The sequence below is a fragment of the Bradyrhizobium canariense genome, assembly GCF_900105125.1.
Taxonomy (GTDB): Bacteria; Pseudomonadota; Alphaproteobacteria; order Rhizobiales; family Xanthobacteraceae; genus Bradyrhizobium; species Bradyrhizobium canariense_A.
In genome coordinates this window covers 6862807-6884917 of the sequence record NZ_LT629750.1, presented here as the reverse complement: position 1 = coordinate 6884917, position 22111 = coordinate 6862807, and the positions used below count along the sequence as shown (strand labels likewise).

General features: G+C 62.6%; 17 protein-coding genes. 4 read left to right on the top strand and 13 right to left on the bottom strand.

All coding sequences use genetic code 11. From position 1 onward, the window contains the following. Positions 1-5: 5 nt before the first annotated feature. The 12 genes from BLV09_RS32520 to BLV09_RS32465 form a co-directional block, all read right to left on the bottom strand. Positions 6-1085, bottom strand: a complete 1080-nt coding sequence (locus BLV09_RS32520) for an ABC transporter ATP-binding protein (protein ID WP_100386288.1) — start codon at positions 1083-1085, stop codon at positions 6-8. Continuing rightward, positions 1082-2626, bottom strand: coding sequence for a glycerol-3-phosphate dehydrogenase (gene glpD, locus BLV09_RS32515; RefSeq protein ID WP_146690320.1), 1545 nt, complete (start codon positions 2624-2626; stop codon positions 1082-1084). Before glpD ends, BLV09_RS32520 begins: the two co-directional genes overlap by 4 nt. A 95-nt stretch (positions 2627-2721) precedes the next feature. Continuing rightward, positions 2722-3552 carry a DeoR/GlpR family DNA-binding transcription regulator gene (locus tag BLV09_RS32510; protein WP_146690319.1) on the bottom strand — a complete coding sequence of 277 codons (831 nt, stop codon included), beginning with the start codon at positions 3550-3552 and terminating at the stop codon, positions 2722-2724. 125 nt (positions 3553-3677) lie between these two features. Next, positions 3678-3869: a hypothetical protein gene (locus tag BLV09_RS32505; protein ID WP_100386285.1), complete on the bottom strand. Its 192-nt coding sequence runs from the start codon at positions 3867-3869 to the stop codon at positions 3678-3680. A gap of 242 nt (positions 3870-4111) precedes the next feature. Then, positions 4112-4546 (bottom strand): acyl-CoA thioesterase, encoded by a 435-nt coding sequence (locus tag BLV09_RS32500; protein WP_146690318.1) that lies wholly within the window; start codon positions 4544-4546, stop codon positions 4112-4114. Positions 4547-4579: 33 nt separating this feature from the next. After that, positions 4580-6676 carry a 3-hydroxyacyl-CoA dehydrogenase NAD-binding domain-containing protein gene (locus BLV09_RS32495; RefSeq protein ID WP_146690317.1) on the bottom strand — a complete coding sequence of 699 codons (2097 nt, stop codon included), beginning with the start codon at positions 6674-6676 and terminating at the stop codon, positions 4580-4582. A 9-nt stretch (positions 6677-6685) separates the two neighbouring features. Then, positions 6686-7969, bottom strand: coding sequence for an acetyl-CoA C-acetyltransferase (locus BLV09_RS32490; RefSeq protein ID WP_146690316.1), 1284 nt, complete (start codon positions 7967-7969; stop codon positions 6686-6688). Continuing rightward, positions 7969-10239 carry an acyl-CoA dehydrogenase gene (locus tag BLV09_RS32485; protein ID WP_146690315.1) on the bottom strand — a complete coding sequence of 757 codons (2271 nt, stop codon included), beginning with the start codon at positions 10237-10239 and terminating at the stop codon, positions 7969-7971. The genes BLV09_RS32490 and BLV09_RS32485 overlap by 1 nt, the downstream gene beginning before the upstream one ends. Before the next feature lie 193 nt (positions 10240-10432). Continuing rightward, on the bottom strand, positions 10433-11056 hold the full coding sequence (locus tag BLV09_RS32480) for a flavin reductase family protein (RefSeq protein WP_167558958.1): 624 nt from the start codon (positions 11054-11056) through the stop codon (positions 10433-10435). A 140-nt stretch (positions 11057-11196) separates the two neighbouring features. Continuing rightward, a complete protein-coding gene (locus BLV09_RS32475; RefSeq protein ID WP_100386280.1) occupies positions 11197-11805 on the bottom strand; it encodes a TetR/AcrR family transcriptional regulator in 609 nt (202 codons plus the stop codon). Positions 11806-11823: 18 nt separating this feature from the next. Next, positions 11824-14964 carry an efflux RND transporter permease subunit gene (locus tag BLV09_RS32470; protein ID WP_146690313.1) on the bottom strand — a complete coding sequence of 1047 codons (3141 nt, stop codon included), beginning with the start codon at positions 14962-14964 and terminating at the stop codon, positions 11824-11826. A gap of 203 nt (positions 14965-15167) precedes the next feature. Then, positions 15168-16274, bottom strand: coding sequence for an efflux RND transporter periplasmic adaptor subunit (locus BLV09_RS32465; RefSeq protein ID WP_146690312.1), 1107 nt, complete (start codon positions 16272-16274; stop codon positions 15168-15170). Between the two features lie 54 nt (positions 16275-16328). Here BLV09_RS32465 and BLV09_RS32460 point away from each other — a divergent pair, with 54 nt between their 5' ends. From BLV09_RS32460 to BLV09_RS32445, 4 genes are read left to right on the top strand one after another with little or no spacing between them, the layout of a single operon-like run. Next, positions 16329-16685, top strand: a complete 357-nt coding sequence (locus BLV09_RS32460; RefSeq protein ID WP_146690311.1) for a hypothetical protein — start codon at positions 16329-16331, stop codon at positions 16683-16685. Positions 16686-16689: 4 nt separating this feature from the next. After that, complete coding sequence (locus tag BLV09_RS32455; protein ID WP_146690310.1) at positions 16690-18207, top strand: DUF4153 domain-containing protein; 1518 nt, start codon at positions 16690-16692, stop codon at positions 18205-18207. Between the two features lie 7 nt (positions 18208-18214). After that, positions 18215-18916, top strand: a complete 702-nt coding sequence (locus BLV09_RS32450; protein WP_100386275.1) for a response regulator transcription factor — start codon at positions 18215-18217, stop codon at positions 18914-18916. Continuing rightward, complete coding sequence (locus BLV09_RS32445; protein WP_244548868.1) at positions 18913-20523, top strand: sensor histidine kinase; 1611 nt, start codon at positions 18913-18915, stop codon at positions 20521-20523. Before BLV09_RS32450 ends, BLV09_RS32445 begins: the two co-directional genes overlap by 4 nt. A 147-nt stretch (positions 20524-20670) precedes the next feature. Here BLV09_RS32445 and BLV09_RS32440 read toward each other — a convergent pair whose 3' ends face one another. Beyond that, the gene (locus BLV09_RS32440; RefSeq protein ID WP_146690309.1) at positions 20671-22005 is read right to left on the bottom strand and encodes an MFS transporter; all 1335 of its coding nucleotides are present in this window, start codon (positions 22003-22005) and stop codon (positions 20671-20673) included. Positions 22006-22111: the final 106 nt, after the last annotated feature.

Genomic DNA, 22111 nt, shown 5'->3' with positions numbered 1-22111 from the left:
TTCCCTCACATCGCGCCGGGCGCGGCGACCAGGCGGCCAGCCGGGTCGAACACGAAGAGATTGTTCGGATCGAGCACGGCGTCCAGCACGTACCCGGGTGGAAATTCATGCACGCCCTGCAGCACGGCGACCCAATTGGACGCGTCGCGATTGAGGTGCACGAAGCTTTCGGAGCCGGTGATTTCCGTCACCGTGACGGTGGCGGAAAAGGCATGGCGGCCGGCGATCCCGTTGGCGACCTCCAGCTGATGCGCGCGGAAGCCGACATTGTAGGCGCCATCGCCGAGACCGGCGTAAAGTCCGCTGGCGGGCGCCTGCACGCCGCCAGCGTACTGCACCGAGCCATTATGCTTTTCGATCCCGACTATGTTGAGCGGCGGATCGGAAAAGACCTGGGCGACACGCATGGTGTCGGGGTGACGATAGACTTTCGAGGTCTCGCCGACCTGCAACACCTGGCCCTCCCACATGCAGATCGTATTGCCGCCAAGCAGCAGGGCTTCGGAGGGCTCCGTCGTGGCGTAGACGAAGATCGCGCCGGAGGCCTCGAAGATGCGCGGCAATTCCGTGCGCAGTTCCTCGCGAAGCTTGTAATCGAGGTTGGCGAGCGGCTCGTCGAGCAGGACCAGGTCCGCACCCTTGACCAGTGCGCGCGCGATCGCCGTGCGCTGCTGCTGGCCGCCGGACAATTGCAGCGGGGTGCGCGTCAGATACGGCTCGAGTTTCAGGAGTCTCGCTGCCTCCTGCACGCGCTTCTCGATCTCGGCGCGCGGCTTGCCTTGCACGCGCAACGGCGAGGCGATGTTCTCATAGACGGTCAGCGAGGGATAATTGATGAACTGCTGGTAGACCATCGCCACCGAGCGATGGCGCACGTCGGCGCCGGTGACATCCTTGCCGTCGACAAGGACGCGGCCGGTGGCCGGCTTGTCGAGGCCGGCGAGCAACCGCATGATCGAGGTCTTGCCTGACAGCGTCGGGCCGAGCAGTACGCTCAAGGTGCCGCGCTCCAGCGTCAGCGAGACATCGCGGATGGTCGGAATCCCATCGACGGCGCGGGTGACGTGTTCGAGGGCAACGCTCATGTCCGCCCTCCCGCCTCCAGCAAGGGATTCTCAGGCACGAGCCGATGCGCGGCAATCCAGTCATCGATGGCGGCGATTTCGCTGGCGGACAATCGCAGTCCAAGCTTGGATCGCCGCCAGACGATGTCTTCGGCGGTACAGGCCCATTCGGATGACATCAGGTACCTGACTTCACTTTCCGTCAAGGTCGCGCCAAAGGACCGACCGAGATCGGCGATCGATTTCGCGTTGCCGAGCACCTTGCTGGCGCGCGTGCCATAGGCATGGGCCATGCGGTTGGCGTGGGCCGGCGTCAGAAACGGATAGCTGCGGATGAGTTCTGCGGTCAGCGCGGCGACCGCCGAGACGTCCATGTCACCGCCGGGCAACGGCGATTTGGCGGTCCAGCCTTCGCGCGCCTTGGTACCCCTGAGATAGGAAGCGAGCTTTTCAAGCGCCTCCTCGGCCAAACGGCGGTGGGTGGTGATCTTGCCGCCATAGATCGACAGCAGCGGCGCACCGCCGGGCGTGTCGAGTTCGAACACATATTCGCGGGTCGCCGCCTTGGCTTCGCTGGCGCCGTCGTCATACAGCGGGCGAACGCCGGCATAGGTCCAGACCACATCCGCAGGTTTGACTGGCTTGGCGAGATATTCGCTGACGGAAGCGCAGAGATACTGGATCTCCTCCATCGTGGCGCTCACCTTGGCGGGATCGCCGTGATAGTCGCGATCGGTGGTGCCGATCAGCGTAAAGTCTTCCTGATAGGGAATGACGAACACGATGCGGCCGTCGCTGTTCTGGAACATGTAGGCGCGGTCGTGCGCATACAGTTTCGGAACGACGATGTGAGAACCCTGCACCAGCCGCACCTTGGCCTTGGCATTGACGCCCGCGCCCGACGCCAGCACGTCCTCGACCCAGGGCCCGCCGGCATTGACCAGCACGCGCGCGGCGATGGTGCTGCGCTCACCAGTTAAACTGTTCTGGACGGTGACGTGCCAGATTCCGTCGGCCTGCCGGATCTCGACCGCGCGTGAACGGGTGCGGATATCGGCGCCGCGGTCGGCGGCGTCGCGTGCGGTCAGAACCACCAGCCGCGCGTCGTCGACGAAGCAGTCGGAATACTCAAAACCTTTGGTGTAGCGGTTGGCGATCAGGGGCCGGCCGACCTCGTCGCGGGTCAAATCGACCGAGCGCGTCGGCGGCAGCAAATTGCGGCCGCCAATATGGTCGTACAGGAACAGTCCCAGCCGCAGCAGCCAGGCCGGGCGCAGGCCTGCGTGATGCGGCAGCACGAACCGCAGCGGCCGGATGATGTGCGGGGCGATCTGCCAGAGGATCTCGCGCTCGATCAGCGCTTCGCGGACCAGGCGGAACTCGTAATATTCGAGATAGCGCAGCCCGCCATGCACGAGCTTCGTCGACCACGACGACGTACCGCTCGCCAAATCGTTCATTTCGCAAAGGAAAACAGAATTTCCCCGGCCGACCGCATCGCGTGCGATGCCGCAGCCGTTGACACCGCCGCCGATGATAGCGAGGTCGAAAATTCGGTCCAAAGACGTCCCCCCGGGCGCTCGCCAGTTCGTTTTGGCGATTTCGCTTTCGGTTTTGATTAAATCACAACCAAATACGAAAGCAACCGAAAAGGGAACTATTTCGTGGGGACAGTGGCCGGAACCGGTTCGCCAACGGGTTCGTCGATATCAGGGGTGGCTCCCGGCATCGCCTCGACCACCTCGATGCCGCGGGAGTGGCAGATATTGGCAAGCCGCGGCGGCAGCGCCGCGTCCGTGACGAAGGTCTGGATCTGGCTGATATGGGCGATCCGGACCGGGGCACTGCGCCGCAGCTTGGTTGAGTCGGCGACCAGCATCACGCTGCGCGCATTGGCGATGATCGCCTGCGCCGCCTGGACCTCACGATAATCGAAATCCAGCAACGCGCCCTCCTCGTCGATCGCGGAGGCGCCGATGATGGCGTAGTCGACCTTGAACTGGCCGATCAGGCTGATCGCAGTCGAGCCGATCACGGCACCGTCGGCGCGGCGCACGGCGCCGCCCGCGACGATGACCTCGATGCGTGGAAGCCGATACAGCAGCATCGCGACATTGAGGTTGTTGGTGATAACCAGAAGGTCCTCATGCGAGGTCAGCGCGCTGGCAACCTCTTCGGTCGTGGTGCCGATGTTGATGAAAAGCGAGCAGCCGTTGGGAATCCGCGACGCCGCGGCGGCACCGATCGCTCTCTTTTCGTCGGCCGCCACGAACCGGCGGGCTTCATAGGCGAGATTCTCAACACCTGACGCGATGATCGCGCCGCCGTGAATCCGCGTGAGCGAACGTTGATCGCACAGATCGTTCAAATCCTTGCGAATGGTCTGCGCCGAAACCTCGAAACGCCGCGCGAGATCTTCCACGGTCACCCGGCCGGAGGCGCGGGCGATGTTGAGAATTTCGGATTGACGGTGGGATAGACCAGCCACAGCACACCTCAGGCAAAAAATGTGCCCCATGGTGCGGCGGTTCTCGCGTCCGGTCAACGCACGCGAGTCATATTGCAGCGGCTTGAACCGCTCGACGTCGGATCAGCGTTAAGAGGCTATCCGTCCTACGCCGCGATCGTCATGCCGCCATTGGCAAGGCGAATGGCGGCACGCTCGGCCTCGCGTGCGTTGCGAAAAACCTGACCTTCCATCCGGTTGAAGCGGGGGGAAGCCGCGAAGAAGCGATAACCCTCGGAATCGCGCACGACGATACCCGCCGGCTGCGAGCCGACTTCGATGATGTAATTGTCTGACATGGCCCGGTCTCTGTTCCTCAGTCCGGGCATACAACGGAGACGGTGATCAAAGGTTCCGCAGACAAGGATGTCCGTTGGTAGTGTCTTATTCAAACTGAGACACTACCCGGCCGTCATACCCCGCGAAAGCGGGGTATCCAGTACGCTGCGGCCTTTCGATCGATCACTGACGTTTCTGGAATACTGGATCACCCGCTTTCGCGGGTGATGACGGCTGCGCTAGTTGCCACCGGACGATACGCCTACGCCGAAAGCGGCGCGCCGTCCTGCTTGATGATCTGCGGGTGGCCCTGATCGTCGATCGAGACGTAGGTAAAATTGCCGTCCGTCACCAGGATCGACTTTATCTCCTTGCGGCGCAAAACCCAAGCCTCCAGACGGACCGTGATCGAGGTCTTGCCGATCTTGACCAGATTGGCATGCACGGAAACCAGATCGCCGACGAACACGGGCTTGCGAAAGTTCATCGCTTCGATCGCGACCGTCACGGTCCTGGATTTCGCGATCTTGGAGGCGAACACGCCGCCGCCGAGGTCCATCTGGCTGAGCAGCCAGCCGCCGAAAATGTCGCCGTTCGCGTTGGTGTCGGCCGGCATCGCCAGCGTGCGGATGCAGAGATCGCCGCACGGCTCCGTTTCGTTATTCAGCGGAGCGTGAACGGCTTGCGTGTCGGTCATATCAGGGGCCCGTCGAATCGTTTCTTGAAATAGCTATTTGAAACTATCCCAGCCGGCATCCGGCGTGAACCGGTCGCCGAATTTCGCCGCCAGCGCACGCAGCGCCGACACCACGTTTTCGGGGCCGCGGGTTCTGGCATAATTCAGCGGACCGCCGCGAAACGGCGCATAGCCGGTGCCGAAGATCATGGCGCCATCGACCACGTCGGCGTTGTCGACGATGCCTTCGCGCAGGCACGCGACGCAGACGTTCGACATCGGCAGGATCAGGCGATCGGTTATGTCAGCCGAAGGCTGCGCCTCTGACGATGGACCGGAGCCTTTGTCGGCCTTGCCGTCCTTCCAGACATAGAAGCCTTTGCCGGTCTTGCGGCCGAGTTCGCCGTTGGCGACCTTGTCGCGGAGCCATGCCGGCGTCGGCGGCAGCGAATCGCCGAATTTCGAGCGCAGCATGTCGCCGACATCGAGGCAGATATCGAGCCCGACCTGATCGGCCAGTTCGATTGGCCCCACCGGCATGCCGAACTTTCTCGCGGCCGCGTCGATCGTGACCTTGTCGATCTTCTCATCCAGCAACAGCATCGCTTCCAGCATGTAAGGCGTCAGCGCGCGATTGACGAGAAAGCCCGGCGAGCTCTTGATCGGCAGCGGCAGCCGATCGATGGCGCCGACAAAAGCCAGCGCCTCCTTCAGGATCTGCTGATCGCTGCCATCGTGGCTCACGACCTCGACGAGTTGCAGCCGCGACACCGGATTGAAGAAGTGCAATCCGACCAGCCGCTCGGGCTTTTGCAGCGTCGTGCGCAGGTCTTGCAGCGGAATGCTCGAGGTGTTGGTCGCGAGGATCGCGCCCGCCTTCATTTTCGGTTCAAGCCCGGCATAGACCTTCTGCTTCAGCTCGAGCTTTTCCGGCACCGCTTCAATGATCAAGTCGGCGTTGCGGACCCCCTCGCCGTCCAGGTCGGGAATGAGCCGGTCCAGCGCGTCACGGACATCGGTGCGTTTGTGGAGGATCTTGCCGAACAGATCCGCCGCGCGTTTCATCGCGCCCGCAATCGGCTCTGCCTTCATGTCGGCGAGCGTGACTCGCATGCCCTCATTGGCGCACCAGGCCGCGATATCGCCGCCCATCGCGCCGGCGCCGATGACGTGCACATGGCCGATCTTGTTGCCGGTCCCTGCGAGCTTCTTCATCTGCTCGCGCAGGAAGAACACCCGGATCAGGTTTTGCGCCGTCGGCGTCACCATCAGATCGGCGAACGAGGCCTTCTCGGCCTTCAGCATCGAGGCCTTGTCGCCGCCGTGTTTTTCCCAGAGGTCGATCAGCGCGTAAGGCGCGGGATAATGCTCATGCGGTGCGGCCTTTTCCGCCTCCGAGCGCATCCGTGAGCCGAGAAAGCCGCGCACCGGCGTGAAATTCAGGATCGTATTCAGAACGCCGGGCCGGGCGCGCTTCAAGCGGCCGAAGATCGCATCCTTGACGGCGTTGCGGACATGCCGCTCCTGCGTCACCGCATCGACCAGCCCCAGCGATTTGGCCTTGCGGGCGTCGATGGTTCTGCCGGTCAGCATCAGCGTCATCCCCTGCATCGGATTGACCAGTCGCGTGAAACGCGCGGTGCCGCCGAGGCCGGGATGCAGGCCGAGCATCACTTCCGGAAAACCAAATCTTGCCCCGTCGATCGCGATGCGCGACTGGCAGGCGAGTGCGACTTCAAGACCACCGCCAAGGCAGAAGCCGTGGATCACCGCGACGGTCGGAATCCGCAAAGCTTCGAGACGATCGATCGCCGCATGCGCGCGGCCGATCGCCGTCTCCACCACGCGAGGATCGGTCGCACCACGGAATTCGTTGACGTCGGCGCCAGCGATGAAGCCGGATGTCTTGGCCGAGCGGACGACCACGCCCGAGGGGCGCTGGCTTTCCAATGCCGCCAGCACGAGGTCCAGTTCTTCAATGACATCTGACGACAGCGTGTTGGCGCTGGCGCCCTCGCGATCGAACAGCAGCCAGGCGATACCGTCGCCGTCATGCGTCAGCTTGAAATTGCGATAGGGTCCGCTCTCGGCGACCTTAGGCCCGAGTTCGAGCACCCGATCTTTGAGGACGTCCATGACTTTCGAATCCATGACCGTTCCTTATACCGCTTCGATCAACATGGCCCCGCCCTGCCCGCCGCCGATGCATTCGGTGGCGATGCCGCGCTTGGTGCCCAGCCGTTTCATCGCGTTGACGAGATGCAACACGATGCGGTTGCCGCTGCAGCCGACGGGATGACCAAGGCTGATCGCGCCGCCGTCGACGTTGAGCCTGGCCTGATCGATTTCTCCGGCCGCCGCTTCGAGACCGAGGATCTCGCGGCAGAATTTTTCATCATTCCAGGCGGCAAGGCATCCCAGCACCTGGGTCGCGAACGCCTCGTTCAATTCCCAGGTCTCGATATCCTGCAAGGTCAAATCGTTGCGCTTCAGAAGCTCGGTCGCCGACAGCACCGGACCAAGCCCCATGATACTGGGATCAAGCGCCGACCATTGGCTATCGAGAATCGCAGCCTTTGGCGTCAGGCCATGCTTGGCCACCGCATCTTCCGAGGCCAGGATGACCCATGAGGCGCCGTCGGTGATCTGCGAGGAGTTGCCGGCAGTGACCTGGCCCCACGGCCGCTCGAACACCGGCTTCAGCTTTGCCAATGTCTCCGGCGTGGAATCGGGGCGCACGCCGTCATCATGGTCGTAGAATTTGCCGTCGCGCGCAAAGGCGGTTTCGACCTCGCCTTTCAGCCAGCCTTGTGACTGCGCGTTGGCCAACCGCTTGTGGCTCTCGGCAGCATAGGCGTCCGATTGCACGCGCGTAATGCCGAACAGATGCCCAACCACTTCGGCGGTCTGCCCCATATTCAGTTCGGTGATCGGATCGGTCAGCCCGCGCTCCAGGCCGATGATCGGCTTGAAATAAGCAGGACGCGCCTTCAACGCCGCCATGATCTTGGCGCCGATGCCTTTGGCGCCGGCAAGGCCCGCGAACCAGCGCACGCCCTGCTGCGGCCATACCAGTGGCGCGTAGCTCAGCGCTTCCGAACCACCGGCCAGGATCAGATTCGCGTTGCCTTCGCGGATATAACGATACGCCGTATCGATCGATTGCATGCCCGAGCCGCAATTGATCTGCACCGTGAATGCGACCATCGCCTCGCCCATGCCGAGCCGCAGCGCAGCGACACGGGCCGGGTTCATCTCGTCGGCAATCACGTTGACGCAGCCGAGAATGACCTGATCGAACGCGCTGGGCGCGAAGGGCTGCCGGGCGAGCAACGGCCGGCCGCATTGCACGGCAAGATCGACCGGCGTGAACGGGCCGGGTCCGGAGCGCGCTTTCAGGAACGGCGTCCGGCTGCCGTCGACGATAAAAACCGGTCGCGCCATCAGCCTGCCGCCCTCTGCTCACCCAACTCCTGGAAGAACTGATGCACGTCGGCGGGTTTCTTGTAAATCGGCGAGATCGCTTCCGGTGCGAAGTCGTCGACTTCGATCACTTTTGCGACGGCTTCGTGCGCGGCGGCGAGCTTTTCGCCCTCCGCTTGCGTGATGACGCCCTTTTTCACCGCCTCGTTCCAATCGCGAAGGCGGGCGGCACGCATCTTCCTGGCGATATCCTCCGCCCCGGTCACCAGAAGGAACGCCTTCTCCAGCCGCGCGACGCCGCGATCGTCATCGACATGCGCGAGATCCGATGTCAGCCGGTCACGGGCCGCCGATGGTTCCAGCAGAAGCTGCGCGCATTGGTGGATCACTTGATCTGACGGGCCGAGTACGCGGGTGCCGAACGGCTGGATCAGGAATTTCAGAACGATGCCGACAACGCGGTTCGGCAAATTCGCCAGAATTTCCGCAAAACGCAGCTCGATGGTCTTGAAGCCGCTTTCCATGCACCATTCCAGCGCGACGAAATCGGCCTGCTGACGGCCTTCGTCCTGCCAGCGCTTCAAGGCCGCCGACAGCAAATACAGTTCAGACAGGATATCGCCGAACCGCGCCGACAGCATTTCCTTGCGCTTCAGCGCGCCGCCGAGCGTGAGCAGCGCCATGTCGGCGCATAGCGCGAACGCCGAGGAGTAGCGCGAAAGCTGGCGATAGAACTCGGTCGCTTCGCCGGCGTCGGGCGCGGGCGCGAACATGCCGCCGCTCCAGCTCCGGCCCCAGGCCCGGAACAGCGTGGTGATGCTGTGACCGACATGTTTCCAGAACGCCTTGTCGAACGCGTCCAGCCCCTTGGCGTGGTCCGGCTCGCCGAGGGCGTTCATCTCGTCCAGCAGATAAGGATGCGCGCGAATGGCGCCCTGCCCGAACACGATCAGATTGCGCGTCAAAATATTAGCGCCCTCGACCGTGATGCCGACCGGCACCGACCGATAGAGGTTGCCCAAGTAATTTTGCGGACCGTCGATCACGGCCTTGCCGCCGTGAATGTCCATGGCGTCGTCGATCGCAATCCGCATCCGCTCGGTGGCATGCAGCTTCATGATGCCTGAAATGACCGCGGGATGATGGCCCTGGTTGAGCGCCGCGCAGGTCAGCCGCCGCGCCGCATCGAGCAAATAAGCGGTGCCGGCGATCCGGGCGAGCGGCTCCTCGATGCCTTCGAATTTGCCGATCGGCACATTGAACTGTTCGCGGATCCGCGCATACGCGCCCGTGGTGCGCGCGGCATAGGCCGCGCCCGCGGCCGACAGCGACGGCAGCGAAATGCCGCGTCCGGCGGCCAGCGCCGTCATCAGCATCTTCCAGCCCTGACCCAAGCGCTCCTGCCCGCCGATGATGTAATCCAGTGGAATAAAGACGTCGCGGCCCCAGTTCGGGCCGTTCTGAAACACCTGCATCGAGGGCAGATGACGATGGCCGATCTCGACGCCGGGCAGATGGGTCGGGATCAGCGCCACCGTGATGCCGAGCTCTTCCTGCGAGCCGACGAGATGATCGGGGTCATAGGCCTTGAAGGCGAGACCCAATAACGTCGCCACCGGCCCCAGCGTGATATAGCGTTTGTGCCAGTTGAGACGCAGGCCGAGCACCTCGCGCCCCTCGAAATTGCCTTTGCAGATGATGCCGCTGTCGATCATCGAGGCGGCGTCGGAGCCCGCTTCCGGGCTGGTCAATCCGAAGCAGGGAATCTCGCGCCCGTCCGCAAGCTTGGGCAGCCAGGTCTGTTGCTGCTCCTTGGTGCCAAAGCGCATCAGGAGTTCGCCGGGTCCGAGCGAATTCGGCACCATCACCGTGACGGCCGCCGCCAGCGACCGCGTCGAGATCTTCCGCACCACTTCGGAATGCGCATAGGGCGAGAAACCAAGCCCGCCAAATTCCGCAGGGATGATCATGCCGAAGAATTTGTGTCGCTTGATGAAGTCCCAGGCTTCCGGCGGCAGATCGCGCCATTCCCAGTTGATCTTCCAGTCGTCGAGCATCGCGCAGAGCTCGTCGACCGGGCCGTTGAGAAAGGCCTGTTCTTCCGGTGTCAGCGTCGCCGGCGCATTGGCGAGCAGTTTCGACCAGTCGGGATTGCCGGTGAAGAGATCGGCGTCCCACCAGACATCGCCGGCCTCCAGCGCCTCGCGCTCGGTATCCGACATCGCCGGCAGCACGCCGCGCGCCCAGGAAAAAATCGGCTTGGTGATGAAGTCGCGGCGAAAGGAGCTCATGGCGATGTCCTCGTGGTCAAGACAGCAGCGCGGCCGGAAGGCCCGCATTCGCAGAAAAAGCGGCTCAATCTAGCAGCAAAGACCGAGAATCACTTGATGCTTCGCATGGAGAGTAAAGCGGAATTGATAACGGCACTGCAACGCAACAGTTCCGCGACAAACGCGATACCAACGCGACTTATGGTAATGCCGTTCAGTCCGGCCGTACCATCTCGAACATGGCCTCGGGCCTGATTTCGAAATAATCGCCCCTGCGGCCGGCGCGCACGATGGGGCGGGCCAGCGCGGTCTGGTAGACGCCATCCTTGATCAGGGTCTTGTCGATGTGCACGGCGACGACCTCACCCAGCGTGAGCCAGCCCTGCACCTTCTTGCCGTCAGCACCCTGGAGCTGAATGATCTGCGTCAGCTTGCATTCGAACGAGACCGGGCTTTCCGCGACCCGGGGCACGTTGACGAGCCGGCTCGGCGCCGCCGTCAGGCCCGCGATTTCGAATTCGTTCACGTGGCGCGCGACATGCGCGGCCGTGGCATTCATCTGCTTCGCCAGATCCATGGTCGCGAGATTCCAGACGAACTCGCCGGTCTCCTGGATGTTGACGACGCTGTCCTTCCAGGACGTCGAGGAAAAGCCGATGATGGGGGGAATGTAATTGAAGCCGTTGAAGAAGCTGTAGGGCGCCAGATTGACGTTGCCCCTGGTGTCGCGAGAGGAGATCCAGCCGATCGGGCGTGGCGCGATGATGGCGTTGAAGGGATCATGCTTGAGGCCGTGGCCGTTCGCCGGCTCGTAATAGTGCAAATCCTTCTCGGTCACGCTCAATCTTCCTTTTCCATTCGCGAGGCTGCGCCGACTTCGGCAACCACCACCGTCATTCCGGGGTGATGCGGAGCATCGAACCCGGAATCTCGAGATTCCGGGTCTGGTGCTGACGCACCATCCCGGAATGACGACACTCAGTTCTTTTTAGCATGCGGCGTCAGCGCCGCGAGCACAAAATCGATCATCTGGTCGAGCGAGGGGCCCGGCTTGTTGGCGCATTGCGCGATCATCTGCGGATGAAAAAACCGCATCATCGCGGTGCAGGCGCACATCGCCGCCTCCACCACGTCATCGACCTCGAACTCACCTGACGCGGCGCCCTCGGCGATGACGGCACCGATGGTCTCGGTGACCCGCTCCATATGGGCGACGCAGACTTCCCAGCTCTCCTGCATCGCGATCTCGACCATCTCATGCAGCTTGGAATCGCCGACATAGCGTTCGCAGTTCATGCGGTGGATCGTCGTCATGAGTTCGCGCAGTTTTGCAGCCGCCGATCCGCGCTTGCCTGCGATGACCTGCGCCGCGTCCTCGACCCCGCCCATCAGGCCGCGCGCCACGCCCTCGTGGATCGCCTTCTTGGAATCGAAAAAGCGATAGACGTTCGCCGGGCTCATGCGCAGCTCTTTGGCGATATCCCCGACCGTGGTCTTCTGGTAGCCGATCTGGCGGAAAAGACGCTCCGCCACCACGAGAATCCGCTCCCGTGTGTCGGTTTCGACATGTTCTGAGATCAGCGTCATTCGGATACCAATGTTCAATTATTCCGCGGCCGCAGCAAGCGGAAATGCGGGCTGTGACCCATCATGATGTTGCGGCGCAAGATCAATGTGTTCGTTCGGACCGCTTTCTTCAAGGCTCTTGCGAAACCACAATGCATAGAGGCCCGGCAGATACAGCAAGGTCAGGAAGGTCGCAACAAACAACCCCCCCATAATGGTGATCGCCATCGGTCCCCAGAACGCCGAGCGCGACAGCGGGATCATCGCCAGGATCGCAGCCAGCGCCGTCAGCACCACCGGGCGGGCGCGGCGGACGGTGGCCTCGACGATGGCCTCCCGGCGCGTCAGGCCGTGGGACACGTCGGTTTCGATCTGGTCGACCAGGATCACCGCATTGCGCATGATCATGCCGGCCAGCGCGATCAGTCCGAGCAGCGCCACGAAGCCGAACGGCTGGTTCGCGACATTCAACCCCAGCGACGCACCGATAATGCCGAGCGGCGCGGTGAGAAACACCAGAAACAGCCGTGAGAAGCTCTGCAACTGGATCATCAGCAAGGTCAGCATGACAATGACCATCAGCGGAAACAGCACGAAGATCGAGGCATTGCCCTTGGCCGACTCCTCGATCGCGCCACCCACCTCGATCCGGTAGGCCGGCTGCAGGCTGTCGCGGATTTCCTGCAATTTCGGCCAGATCTGGTTGGTGACGTCAGGCGCCTGCACGCCATCGGCGACGTCGGCGCGCACCGTGATCGCCATGTCGCGGTTGCGCCGCCACAGGATCGGCTCCTCGTGGGAGTATTCGATCTTGGCGATCTGTTGCAGCGGCACGGCGACGCCATTGCGCGAGGTGATGGTGAGATCGCCGACATGGGCGAGATCGAGCCGTTCGGACGGCACCGCGCGTGCCACCACCTCGACCTTCTCGATGCCGTCGCGCACGGTGGTCACCGGCGCACCTGAGATCAGCATGCTCAGCGCCTGCGAGACATCCTGCGGGGTCAGGCCGAGCGCGCGGGCGCGATCCTGATCGACCACCAGCTTCAGGTACGGCGACTGCTCGTTCCAGTCGAGTTGCGGATCCCTGACGTTGGGATTCTGCTTGACCACATCGCGCACCTTATAGGCGATCTCGCGCACGGTTTTGGTGTCGGGTCCGATCACGCGGAATTGCACGGGAAAGCCGACCGGCGGGCCGAAATTGAACCGATCGACGCGCACCCGCGCTTCGGTCAGAACGCCGTCACCGACCGCCTTTTCCAGCCGCGCCTTGATTCGTTCGCGCGCCTCGACGTCCTTGGCGACGATCACGATCTCGGCAAAGGATTCATCCGGCAGTTGCGGATTGAGGCCGAGCCAGAAGCGTGGAGAGCCCTGACCGACATAGGCGGTGTAGGTCGAGATGTCCTTGTCGTCCTTCAGTAGCGCCTCGGCCTTCGTCACGGATTGCTGGGTGACGCCAATCGCTGTGCCTTCCGGCAGGCGCAATTGCAGGAACAATTCGGGCCGCTCGGACAGCGGGAAGAACTGCTGCTGCACATGACCGAAGGCCACGATCGACAGCGCGAAGACACCAACCGTCGCCAGCACGACCTTGATGCGGTGCTCGACGCACCACTGGATCATGCTGCGGAGAATGCGGTAGACGCGGGTCTCATACACCGCGTGCGGATCGTGATTGTGATGCACGGTGATATTCGGCAGCAATTTGACGCCGATATAGGGCGTGAAAATCACCGCCACGAACCAGGACGCGACCAGCGCGATCGCCACGATCCAGAAGATGCCGCCGGCATATTCGCCGACCGCCGAATTGGCAAAGCCGATCGGAAGAAAGCCGGCCGCCGTCACCAGCGTTCCCGTCAGCATCGGGAAGGCGGTGGATTCCCAGGCAAAGGAGGCCGCGCGGACGCGGTCCCAACCCTGCTCCATCTTCACCACCATCATCTCGACCGCGATGATGGCGTCGTCGACCAACAGCCCGAGCGCGATGATCAGCGCCCCCAGCGTAATGCGGTGCAGGTCCAGCGACATTGAATTCATGACGATGAAGACGATCGCCAGCACCAGCGGCACCGACAGCGCCACCACGATGCCGGTCCGCCAGCCCAGTGCGACGAACGAGACAAACAGCACGATCGCCAGCGCCTCGACGAACGAATGCACGAATTCGCTGACAGCGTGCTCGACCACTTTCGGCTGGTCGGCGATCTGTTCGACGTTGATGCCCTGCGGCACCGCCTTCATGAATTCCGCGGTTGCGTCGGAAACGTCCTTGCCGAGCTCGAGAATATTGGCGCCCTTGGCGGTGACCACGCCGATGCCGAGCGCCGGCTTGCCCTTCTGGCGCACCACAAAACTCGGCGGGTCAACATAGCCGTGGGTGACGGTCGCGATATCGCCGAGCCGGAACACCCGGCCGTTGCTTTCGACCGGCGTCTCCGCGACGGCCTTGGCGCCATCGAGTGCGCCGGTGACGCGCAGCGGCACGCGTTGCGCCGAAGTCTCCACCGTGCCGGCCGGCACCACATTGTTCTGCTTGGCCAGCGAATCGAACAGCACCTGCGGCGTGATCCCGAGCGTCGCGAGCTTCGCATGCGAAAACTCGACATAGATCTTCTCGTCCTGGATGCCGTAGAGATCGACCTTGGTGACTCCCGGCACCTTCAACAGCCGCTGCCGCATGCCTTCGGCGGCCTTCTTCAGCTGCGCATAATCGGCGCCATCGCCGGTCATCATGTAGAGGATGGAATCGACATCGCTGAATTCGTCGTTGACGACGGGACCAAGCAGGCCGGTCGGGAGATCGCCCTGGACGTCAGCCAGTTTCTTGCGCAGCAAATAAAACAGGTACGGCACGTCTTTCGGCGGCGTGGAGTCCCTGAAGGTGACCTGCATCGCCGTGAAGGATGGTTTCGAATAGGTCTGCACCTTTTCGAAATAGGGCAGTTCCTGCAGCTTCTTCTCGATCGGGTCGGCGACCTGCATCTGCATTTCTTCGGCGGTCGCGCCGGGCCAGATCGCCGATACGTTGACCACCTTGACCGTGAAGAACGGATCTTCCGCCCGGCCAAGATGCTGGTAGGAAAAGAAGCCGGCGGCGCCGAGCGCGATGATCAAGAACAGAATGAGTGCGGGATGGCTGACCGCCCAGCCCGAAAGATTGAAGCGCTTCATCTCACTCTCCCCTGCCCGAACCGACGATAAGAGTTGCCACAACGGCGGCGTGCTCCCTCTCCCGTGGGGAGAGGATCAGAGTTACAAGGGGGTACGGTCCCTCGGATAAAGCGTAACCCCTTACCCGGCGCTGCGCGCCGACCTCTCCCGATGGGAGAGGTGAAGTCGCGAACGAGTCTCGATTTCATCTCACTCTCCCCCGATCAAAACGACAGCGACGAGACGACCCTGACCTTCTGGGCCGGATCGAGCTTCTGCACGCCGAGCGTGACGACCTGCGCGCCTTCGTCGACGCCACCGGATATGACGACGTCATTACTCTCGTAGGATTTCACGGCGACCGGCTTCAACGCGACTTCGCCCTTGTCATCGACGACGTAGAACGAGGGATCGCCGCCTTCGCTGAACAGCGCCGACAACGGCAACCGCGCCACGCGCTCGGTCGCGGGATCGGCCAGCGTCAGCGTCGCGGTCATGCCGAGCGAGACGCGGTCGTCGGCGCCGGGCAGCGAGAACTTCGCAAGATAGGTTCGCGTCGCGGGATCGGCTGATGGCGCGACTTCGCGCAGCTTCGCGGCATATTTCTTGTCAGGCTCGGACCACAGCGTGACGGTCGCCACGCCATCCTTGGCGCGACCGAGCAGCGTCTCCGGAACCGCGACGACAGCTTCCTTTTCCCCAAAGCGCGCGACACGGATCGCGGTCTGCCCGGATGCCACGACCTGACCCGGCTCGATCAGGGTCGCGGTGACGACGCCGCGGGAGTCGGCCTCCAGCGTGGCATAGGAAAGCGAGTTCCTGGTGAGATCGACCGAACGCTCGGCACGATTGAGACGGGCCCGGGCTTCGTCGCCGGCCGCTTTCGCCTGATCCAGTTGCGCGTCGGTGGCCCAGCCCTTGGCGCGCAGATCCTTGGCGCGCTGCTCGGCGGCACCGGCCTGCGCCAGCACGCCGGTCGCGGCACGGAATTCGGCTTCCGCCTGTTCGGCCTGCAGCTTCAAATCGATTTCATCGAGGGTCGCCAGCGGTTGCCCGAGATCGACCGTCTGGCCGACCTCAACCAGGCGCTTGGCGACCTTGCCGGGAACGCGAAAACCCATGTCGGCCTCGATCCGGGGCCGGATGGTGCCGACGAAACTGCGCTCCGGCGATTCCGCCTCATAATGCACGGAGGCGACCAGCACCGGCCGGCCGGGGGTGGCCTTTTGGGCGACAGTATCGTCGCAGCCGGTCAGCGCGATCGCCAGAAAAGCCAACGAAATGCCGGCTAACAGTCTGGAATAACCCGATAAAATGGAACGGACGAACATCAATCTCTCCTCCGGCTAACAGGCTCATGAGGAGTATCAAGTGTTCACTGATAAATGTCAACATTCGTCAGTGATCATGAATTTGTGAAAATACGCCTCAGCTGGTCTCGTTTCACCCCCGACGGGCGCGAAGTGCCGCGCCCGGCGTCTGCGCGAAATCTGCACAAAAATCCGCAAATTCTGAACGGCCTGAGCAAATGCGCTGCCAACGCGCAAGCCATCGTCGGGCGCATGGGGAAAGTCATCACCATTCAGTTCCGGCGCTCCAGGCTGCCGCGACGCCTGCTCAATGACGGCTGGTGGCTGGAATCGAAGCCCACCCGCCCCACCGTGACCGTCTTCCCCAAGCGCCGCACGCCCGATCCAAAACCCGGTGTCAGGCACCTCACCCTCGTCAGGCCAGAGAAGTAGCAGCATGTCGATCGCAGCCACCACCAATCTCGAACGCGCGCCTTTCAATCCGCTCATCACGCGGCTCGCCACAGCCATCGGCTGCGCTGCGCTCGCCGACTGGCTGTTTTTTGGTTGGGAAATCGGCGTCTCGCTGGCACTGTTTCTCGGCGTACTCGGCGTCACTGCCGTCGCATGCAATGGCACCCGCGCCGCGCGTCCTGTTCGGATGGTCATGACCGCTGTGTTTGTTGCCGGCCTGGCTGCGCTGATCGAAAACGTCGACATGCTGTCGGTGACGATTGGCATGCTCGCGACCGCGATGTTCGTCATTGTCATGACGGCTGGCGAAAATTCATCCTGGTACCGGGACCTATTTGAAGCCGCGACGGTGCCGTTCCGCGGCCCATTTCAATTTGTTGGCGACGTGATCCGCGCGCTCCGGCACATGAAACGAAGAACTTCCGGATGGCTGGGCTCGCTCGTCGCCTGGATCGTTCCGTTGAGCATCTTCGCGATCTTTCTTGGCCTGTTCTCATCGGCAAATCCGCTGATTGAATATCAATTGAAGCGGATCGATCTACGGCCGTTGCTCGAATTCCTCGAATCCTGGCGGCTGGTGTTCTGGGTCTTCATTGTCTGCACCGTCTGGCCGTTGCTTCGTCGCCGCGTCAAAAGCAAGCCGGTTCGGCAGCTCCCGCCGGAGGGCAGCGCAGCCGCCGTCGAGCCTTCCGATCTGGATTACCTCTTGGGCGAGAAGGCGATGTCACGATCGCTGATCCTGTTCAACGCATTGTTCGCGCTCCAGAGCGGGCTCGATCTTGCCTATCTCTGGGGCGGTGCGAACCTGCCCGACGGCATGAGCCACGCGGAATATGCCCATCGCGGCGCCTATCCGCTGATCGCGACCGCGCTGCTGGCTGCCGCCTTCGTGCTTGTTGCGATGCGCCCAGGCGGGCCTGCGGAGAATTCCAAACTGATCCGCCCTCTGGTTCTGGTTTGGGTCGCCCAAAACATCCTGCTCGTCGTCTCGTCGATCTTCCGGCTCGATCTCTACGTTGCTGCTTTCTCGCTGACCTATCTGAGACTCGCGGCATTGATCTGGATGGTGCTGGTGGCAACCGGGCTTGTGCTGATCCTTATCCAGATCATGCGGAAGAAATCGAATTCCTGGCTGCTCTCCGCTAACGCCATCTCGCTCGCGCTCGTGCTCTACGCTTGCTGCTTTCTCAACGCGCCATGGCTGATCGCGAGCTATAATGTCGAGCACAGCCGAGAACTCGGAGGCACAGGACCAAGCCTCGATATAAAATACCTCGAATCGCTCGGCAGCGCGCAAACCTTGCCTCCCGTCGAAGCGCATCTGTCGCAGTTTCCGGGTACGCTGCCGCTTTCGCTGGCGTACCGGGCAAGCCCGGATCGCAACTACCTCAAGCTCCCGGGTAATTGGCGGGCCTGGAATTTTCGAAGATGGCGCCTCGAACGATATTTCGCTAACACTGCACCCGAGCGGCTGAATCCATCGAATAACGGCAAAGGCTAGAGCTACCGTGGCTCATTCCATCCTCGTCGTTGACGACGACCCCCATATTCGTGACGTCGTTCGCTTCGCGTTCGAGAAGACGGGAATGACGATTTCCACCGCGCAGGACGGCAAGGACGCGCTGCGCCAGTTCGACCGCGACGTCCATGAACTGGTCGTGCTCGATATCGGCATGCCCGAGATGGATGGCCTGGAAGTCTGCCGGCAAATCCGAAAAACCTCGGATACCCCAATCCTGTTTCTGTCGGCCCGCGACGAGGAGATCGATCGTATCCTCGGTCTCGAAATCGGCGGCGACGACTACGTCACCAAGCCGTTCAGCCCGCGTGAACTGGTGGCAAGGGTGAATGCGATTCTGCGACGTGCGCGACAGGTGCACGCGCCGGCTGCAACCACAAAGACGATGAGCCACGGCGGACTCGCGATCGATCCGGACGCCCATGCCGCGAGCTTCCTCGGCACGACGGTTGCGCTGACCGCGCTCGAATTCGCGATCCTGCGCACGCTTCTGGCGCGGCCGGGATTCGTGTTCACGCGCGAACTGATCCTCGACGCGGCCTATGCCGGCAACATTCATGTCGCAGACCGGACGATCGACAGCCACGTCAGGAATATCCGCGCCAAGATGGCCCTCGCCGGCTGTGATACCGTGGTCGAGACTGTCCACGGTGTCGGCTTCAAGTTGGGGCGTTGCGAGGCATCGCGTTGATCGACGCTTCCGCAGTCACGCGGCAGAAGTGGCGGCCATCGCTGAGCCTGATTGTTTTTCTGGTTCTGACGGCGGTGCTCGCGCTGCCGCTATTCAGTCTTTATTTCCTCAAGGTCTACCAGAACGAACTGATCCAGCAGACCGAGTCGGAGCTGATCGCGCAGAGCGCGGCGCTGGCGGCGGTCTTTGAGCGCGAAATAGCGACGGGAGCCGCGCAAGGCGTAGCGCTTGGTGCGAAGATTCCGCCCGCCGCTCGACCATCGCCCCCCGAGCCGTATCAGCCAATCTGGCCGCGGCTGGAACTCGCCGACCAAAGCGTGCTGCCGCCGCGGCCGGACGCGCTGCCGGCGTCCAGGCCCGCCGATCCGGCTTTCGTCGCGCTCGGCACGCGCATGGCGCCCGATCTGGTCGCGACGCAAAATGTGACGCTTGCGGGCTTTCGATTGCTCGATCCGAACGGCGTCGTCATCGCCGGCCGCCAAGAGGTCGGGCTGTCGCTCGCTCATTTGCAGGAAGTTGCCGAAGCGCTGCAAGGCCGTTTCAGCGCGGTATTGCGCGCGCGCATTTCCAAGCATGACACGCCGCCGCTCTACTCCACCAGCAGGGGCACCGGCGTGCGCGTCTTTACGGCGATGCCCGTGATCGTGCACGACCAGGTCGCGGGCGTTGTTTACGCCTCGCGCACGCCCAGCGACGTCTTCAAATATTTGTATGAGCAGCGCGGAAGGGCCGTCCTCGCAGTGCTTTCCATGATCGTGCCAACGCTGCTGATCGGTTTTCTGTTTCATCGGACGATCACCGAGCCGATGCGGGAACTGGTCGAGCGCACCAACCTGGTCGGCAAGGGCGAGCGCGATGTCCTGCGTCCGCTGAAACGCCACGGCACCAGCGAATTCGCCCGCCTGTCGCAAAGCTTTCTCGACATGGCGCGGCGGCTTAACACGCGCTCCAGCTTTATCTCGACCTTCGCCACGCACGTGTCCCACGAGCTGAAATCGCCGTTGACCTCGATTCAGGGCGCGGCCGAACTGCTGCGTGACGATATCGATGCGGCAACACCGGTGATGAGCGACAAGGACAAGCGCAAGTTTCTCGACAACATCATTGCCGACGCCGACCGGCTGGCGAAGATCTCGGGCCGGTTACGCGATTTCGCTCGCGCCGAAAACCCGGTCGCGATCGGCGCTGCGAAACTATCCGTGGCAACAGCCGGCCTGCGTTCGAGCTTCACCTCGCTCGATGTTCACGCCAGCGGCGAGCTCGATACGCCAATGCGCATAACGGAAGAAAACGCCGCGATTATTTTTTCCAACCTCGCTGACAACGCGGTACGCCATGGCAGCTCGACGCTTGAGATCTCAGCCGAACGAGATGGAAATATGCTGAGGGTAAAGGTCGCCGACAATGGCGAAGGCGTCTCGCTCAATAACCGGGCCCAAATCTTCGATAGCTTTTTCACGACGCGCCGCGACAGCGGGGGTACCGGTATGGGCCTTGCGATCGTTCGCGCCATGCTTGATGCCCATGGCGGCGCAATCCGTCTTCTCCAGGCCGAACGGGGCACCGCGTTCGAATTGACATTCCCGCTGACCGACGCTGCATCGTGACGAATAGCGCGGCGGAAAATGGTGACACGGAGCGAAATCGATGCTGGGGAAGTTGCCCGATCGCTTCCACACATCAATTTGACGCGGAGACATAGCGTCCTTCGCCGCTAACTGAAGCGTCGAAGCGATTGGGCGGGCCCCCAATCCCTACTTCGCCTCGCCCGCGCTGGCGAATTCCGCCTTGGTCTCGTGGCCGCCGAGGAAGACCAGAAGGCCCCCGATCAGCGGCAATGCCGCGAGCACGAACAGACCGGTCGTGGTGCTGCCGGTGGTTTCCTTGACCCAGCCGATCAAATAGGGGCCGGCAAAGCCCGCGAGATTGCCGATCGAATTGATCAGCGCGATCGCGCCGGCCGCCGCCACGCCGGAGAGCCACGCCGTCGGCAGCGTCCAGAATACGCCGAAGGTGCAGAAGATGCCGATGGCGGCCACGGTCAGCACCAGCATGGTCGTCATGGGATCGGTGATATAGCCGCAGACGCCGAGCGCCGCCGCGGTCAGCAGCAGCGGTGCGCCGACATGCATCACGCGCTCACGGGTGGCGTCGGAATGCCGCGCCCACAGGATCATCGCGACGGTGCCGAACAGATACGGCACCGCGGTGACGAATCCGGTCTGCGCATTGGAGAAGCCGAACGCCTTGACGATCTGCGGCAGCCAGAACTGCACGCCATAAAGCGCGGCGACGAATCCGAAATAGACCAGGCTCAGCCTCAGCACTTTGGGCGACGCCAGCGCCTGCCCCAGCGTGAGATGTTTCGCGGCCCGCTTGGCGGCAGCCTCGCGGTCAAGCCGCGACGACAGCCATGCCTTCTGCTCGGCCGTCAGCCAATTGGCGCTCGCCGGCCGATCGGTGAGATAGAACCAGGTGACTACCCCGAGCAGCACGGTCGGCACGCCCTCGATGATGAACAGCCATTGCCAGCCCTTCAGCCCCATCACGCCATCGAGCCCGAGCAACAGGCCGGAGACCGGCGCGCCGATCACGGTGGAAACGGGAACGGCGATCGCAAACGCCGCGAGAAATCGCGCGCGATATTCGGCCGGATACCAATAGGTGAGATAGAGGATGATGCCGGGGAAAAACCCGGCTTCGGCGACGCCGAGCAGAAAGCGTATGCTGTAAAAGCTCCAGACGCCGCTGACGAACGCCATAAGCGCGGAAACGATGCCCCAGCTTACCATGATGCGCGCGATCCAGCGGCTGGCGCCGAATCTTTCCAGCGCCAGATTGCTCGGCACCTCGAACAGGAAATAGCCGATAAAGAAAATCCCGGCGCCCCAGGAAAAGATCGTCGGCGTGAATTTCAGCTCGGCGTTCATGGTCAGCGCGGCGAAGCCGAGATTGACGCGATCGAGATAGGACAGGAAATAAGCCAGCACCAGAAACGGAATCAGCCGCCACGAGATCGCGCGGATCGTGGAAATCTCAAGCTCGCTCTTGGCGTTGGCCGAAGCAGCGAGGGTGGCGGACAGGCTCATGAAAGTTCTCCCCGGTCTCTTGTTTTTGGCCGTATGGCGGGCCCCAGATGCCGGTCTCTTAGCATCGCGAGCGGGGAGATAGAAAGGGAGATTGGCGGCGCCGAAG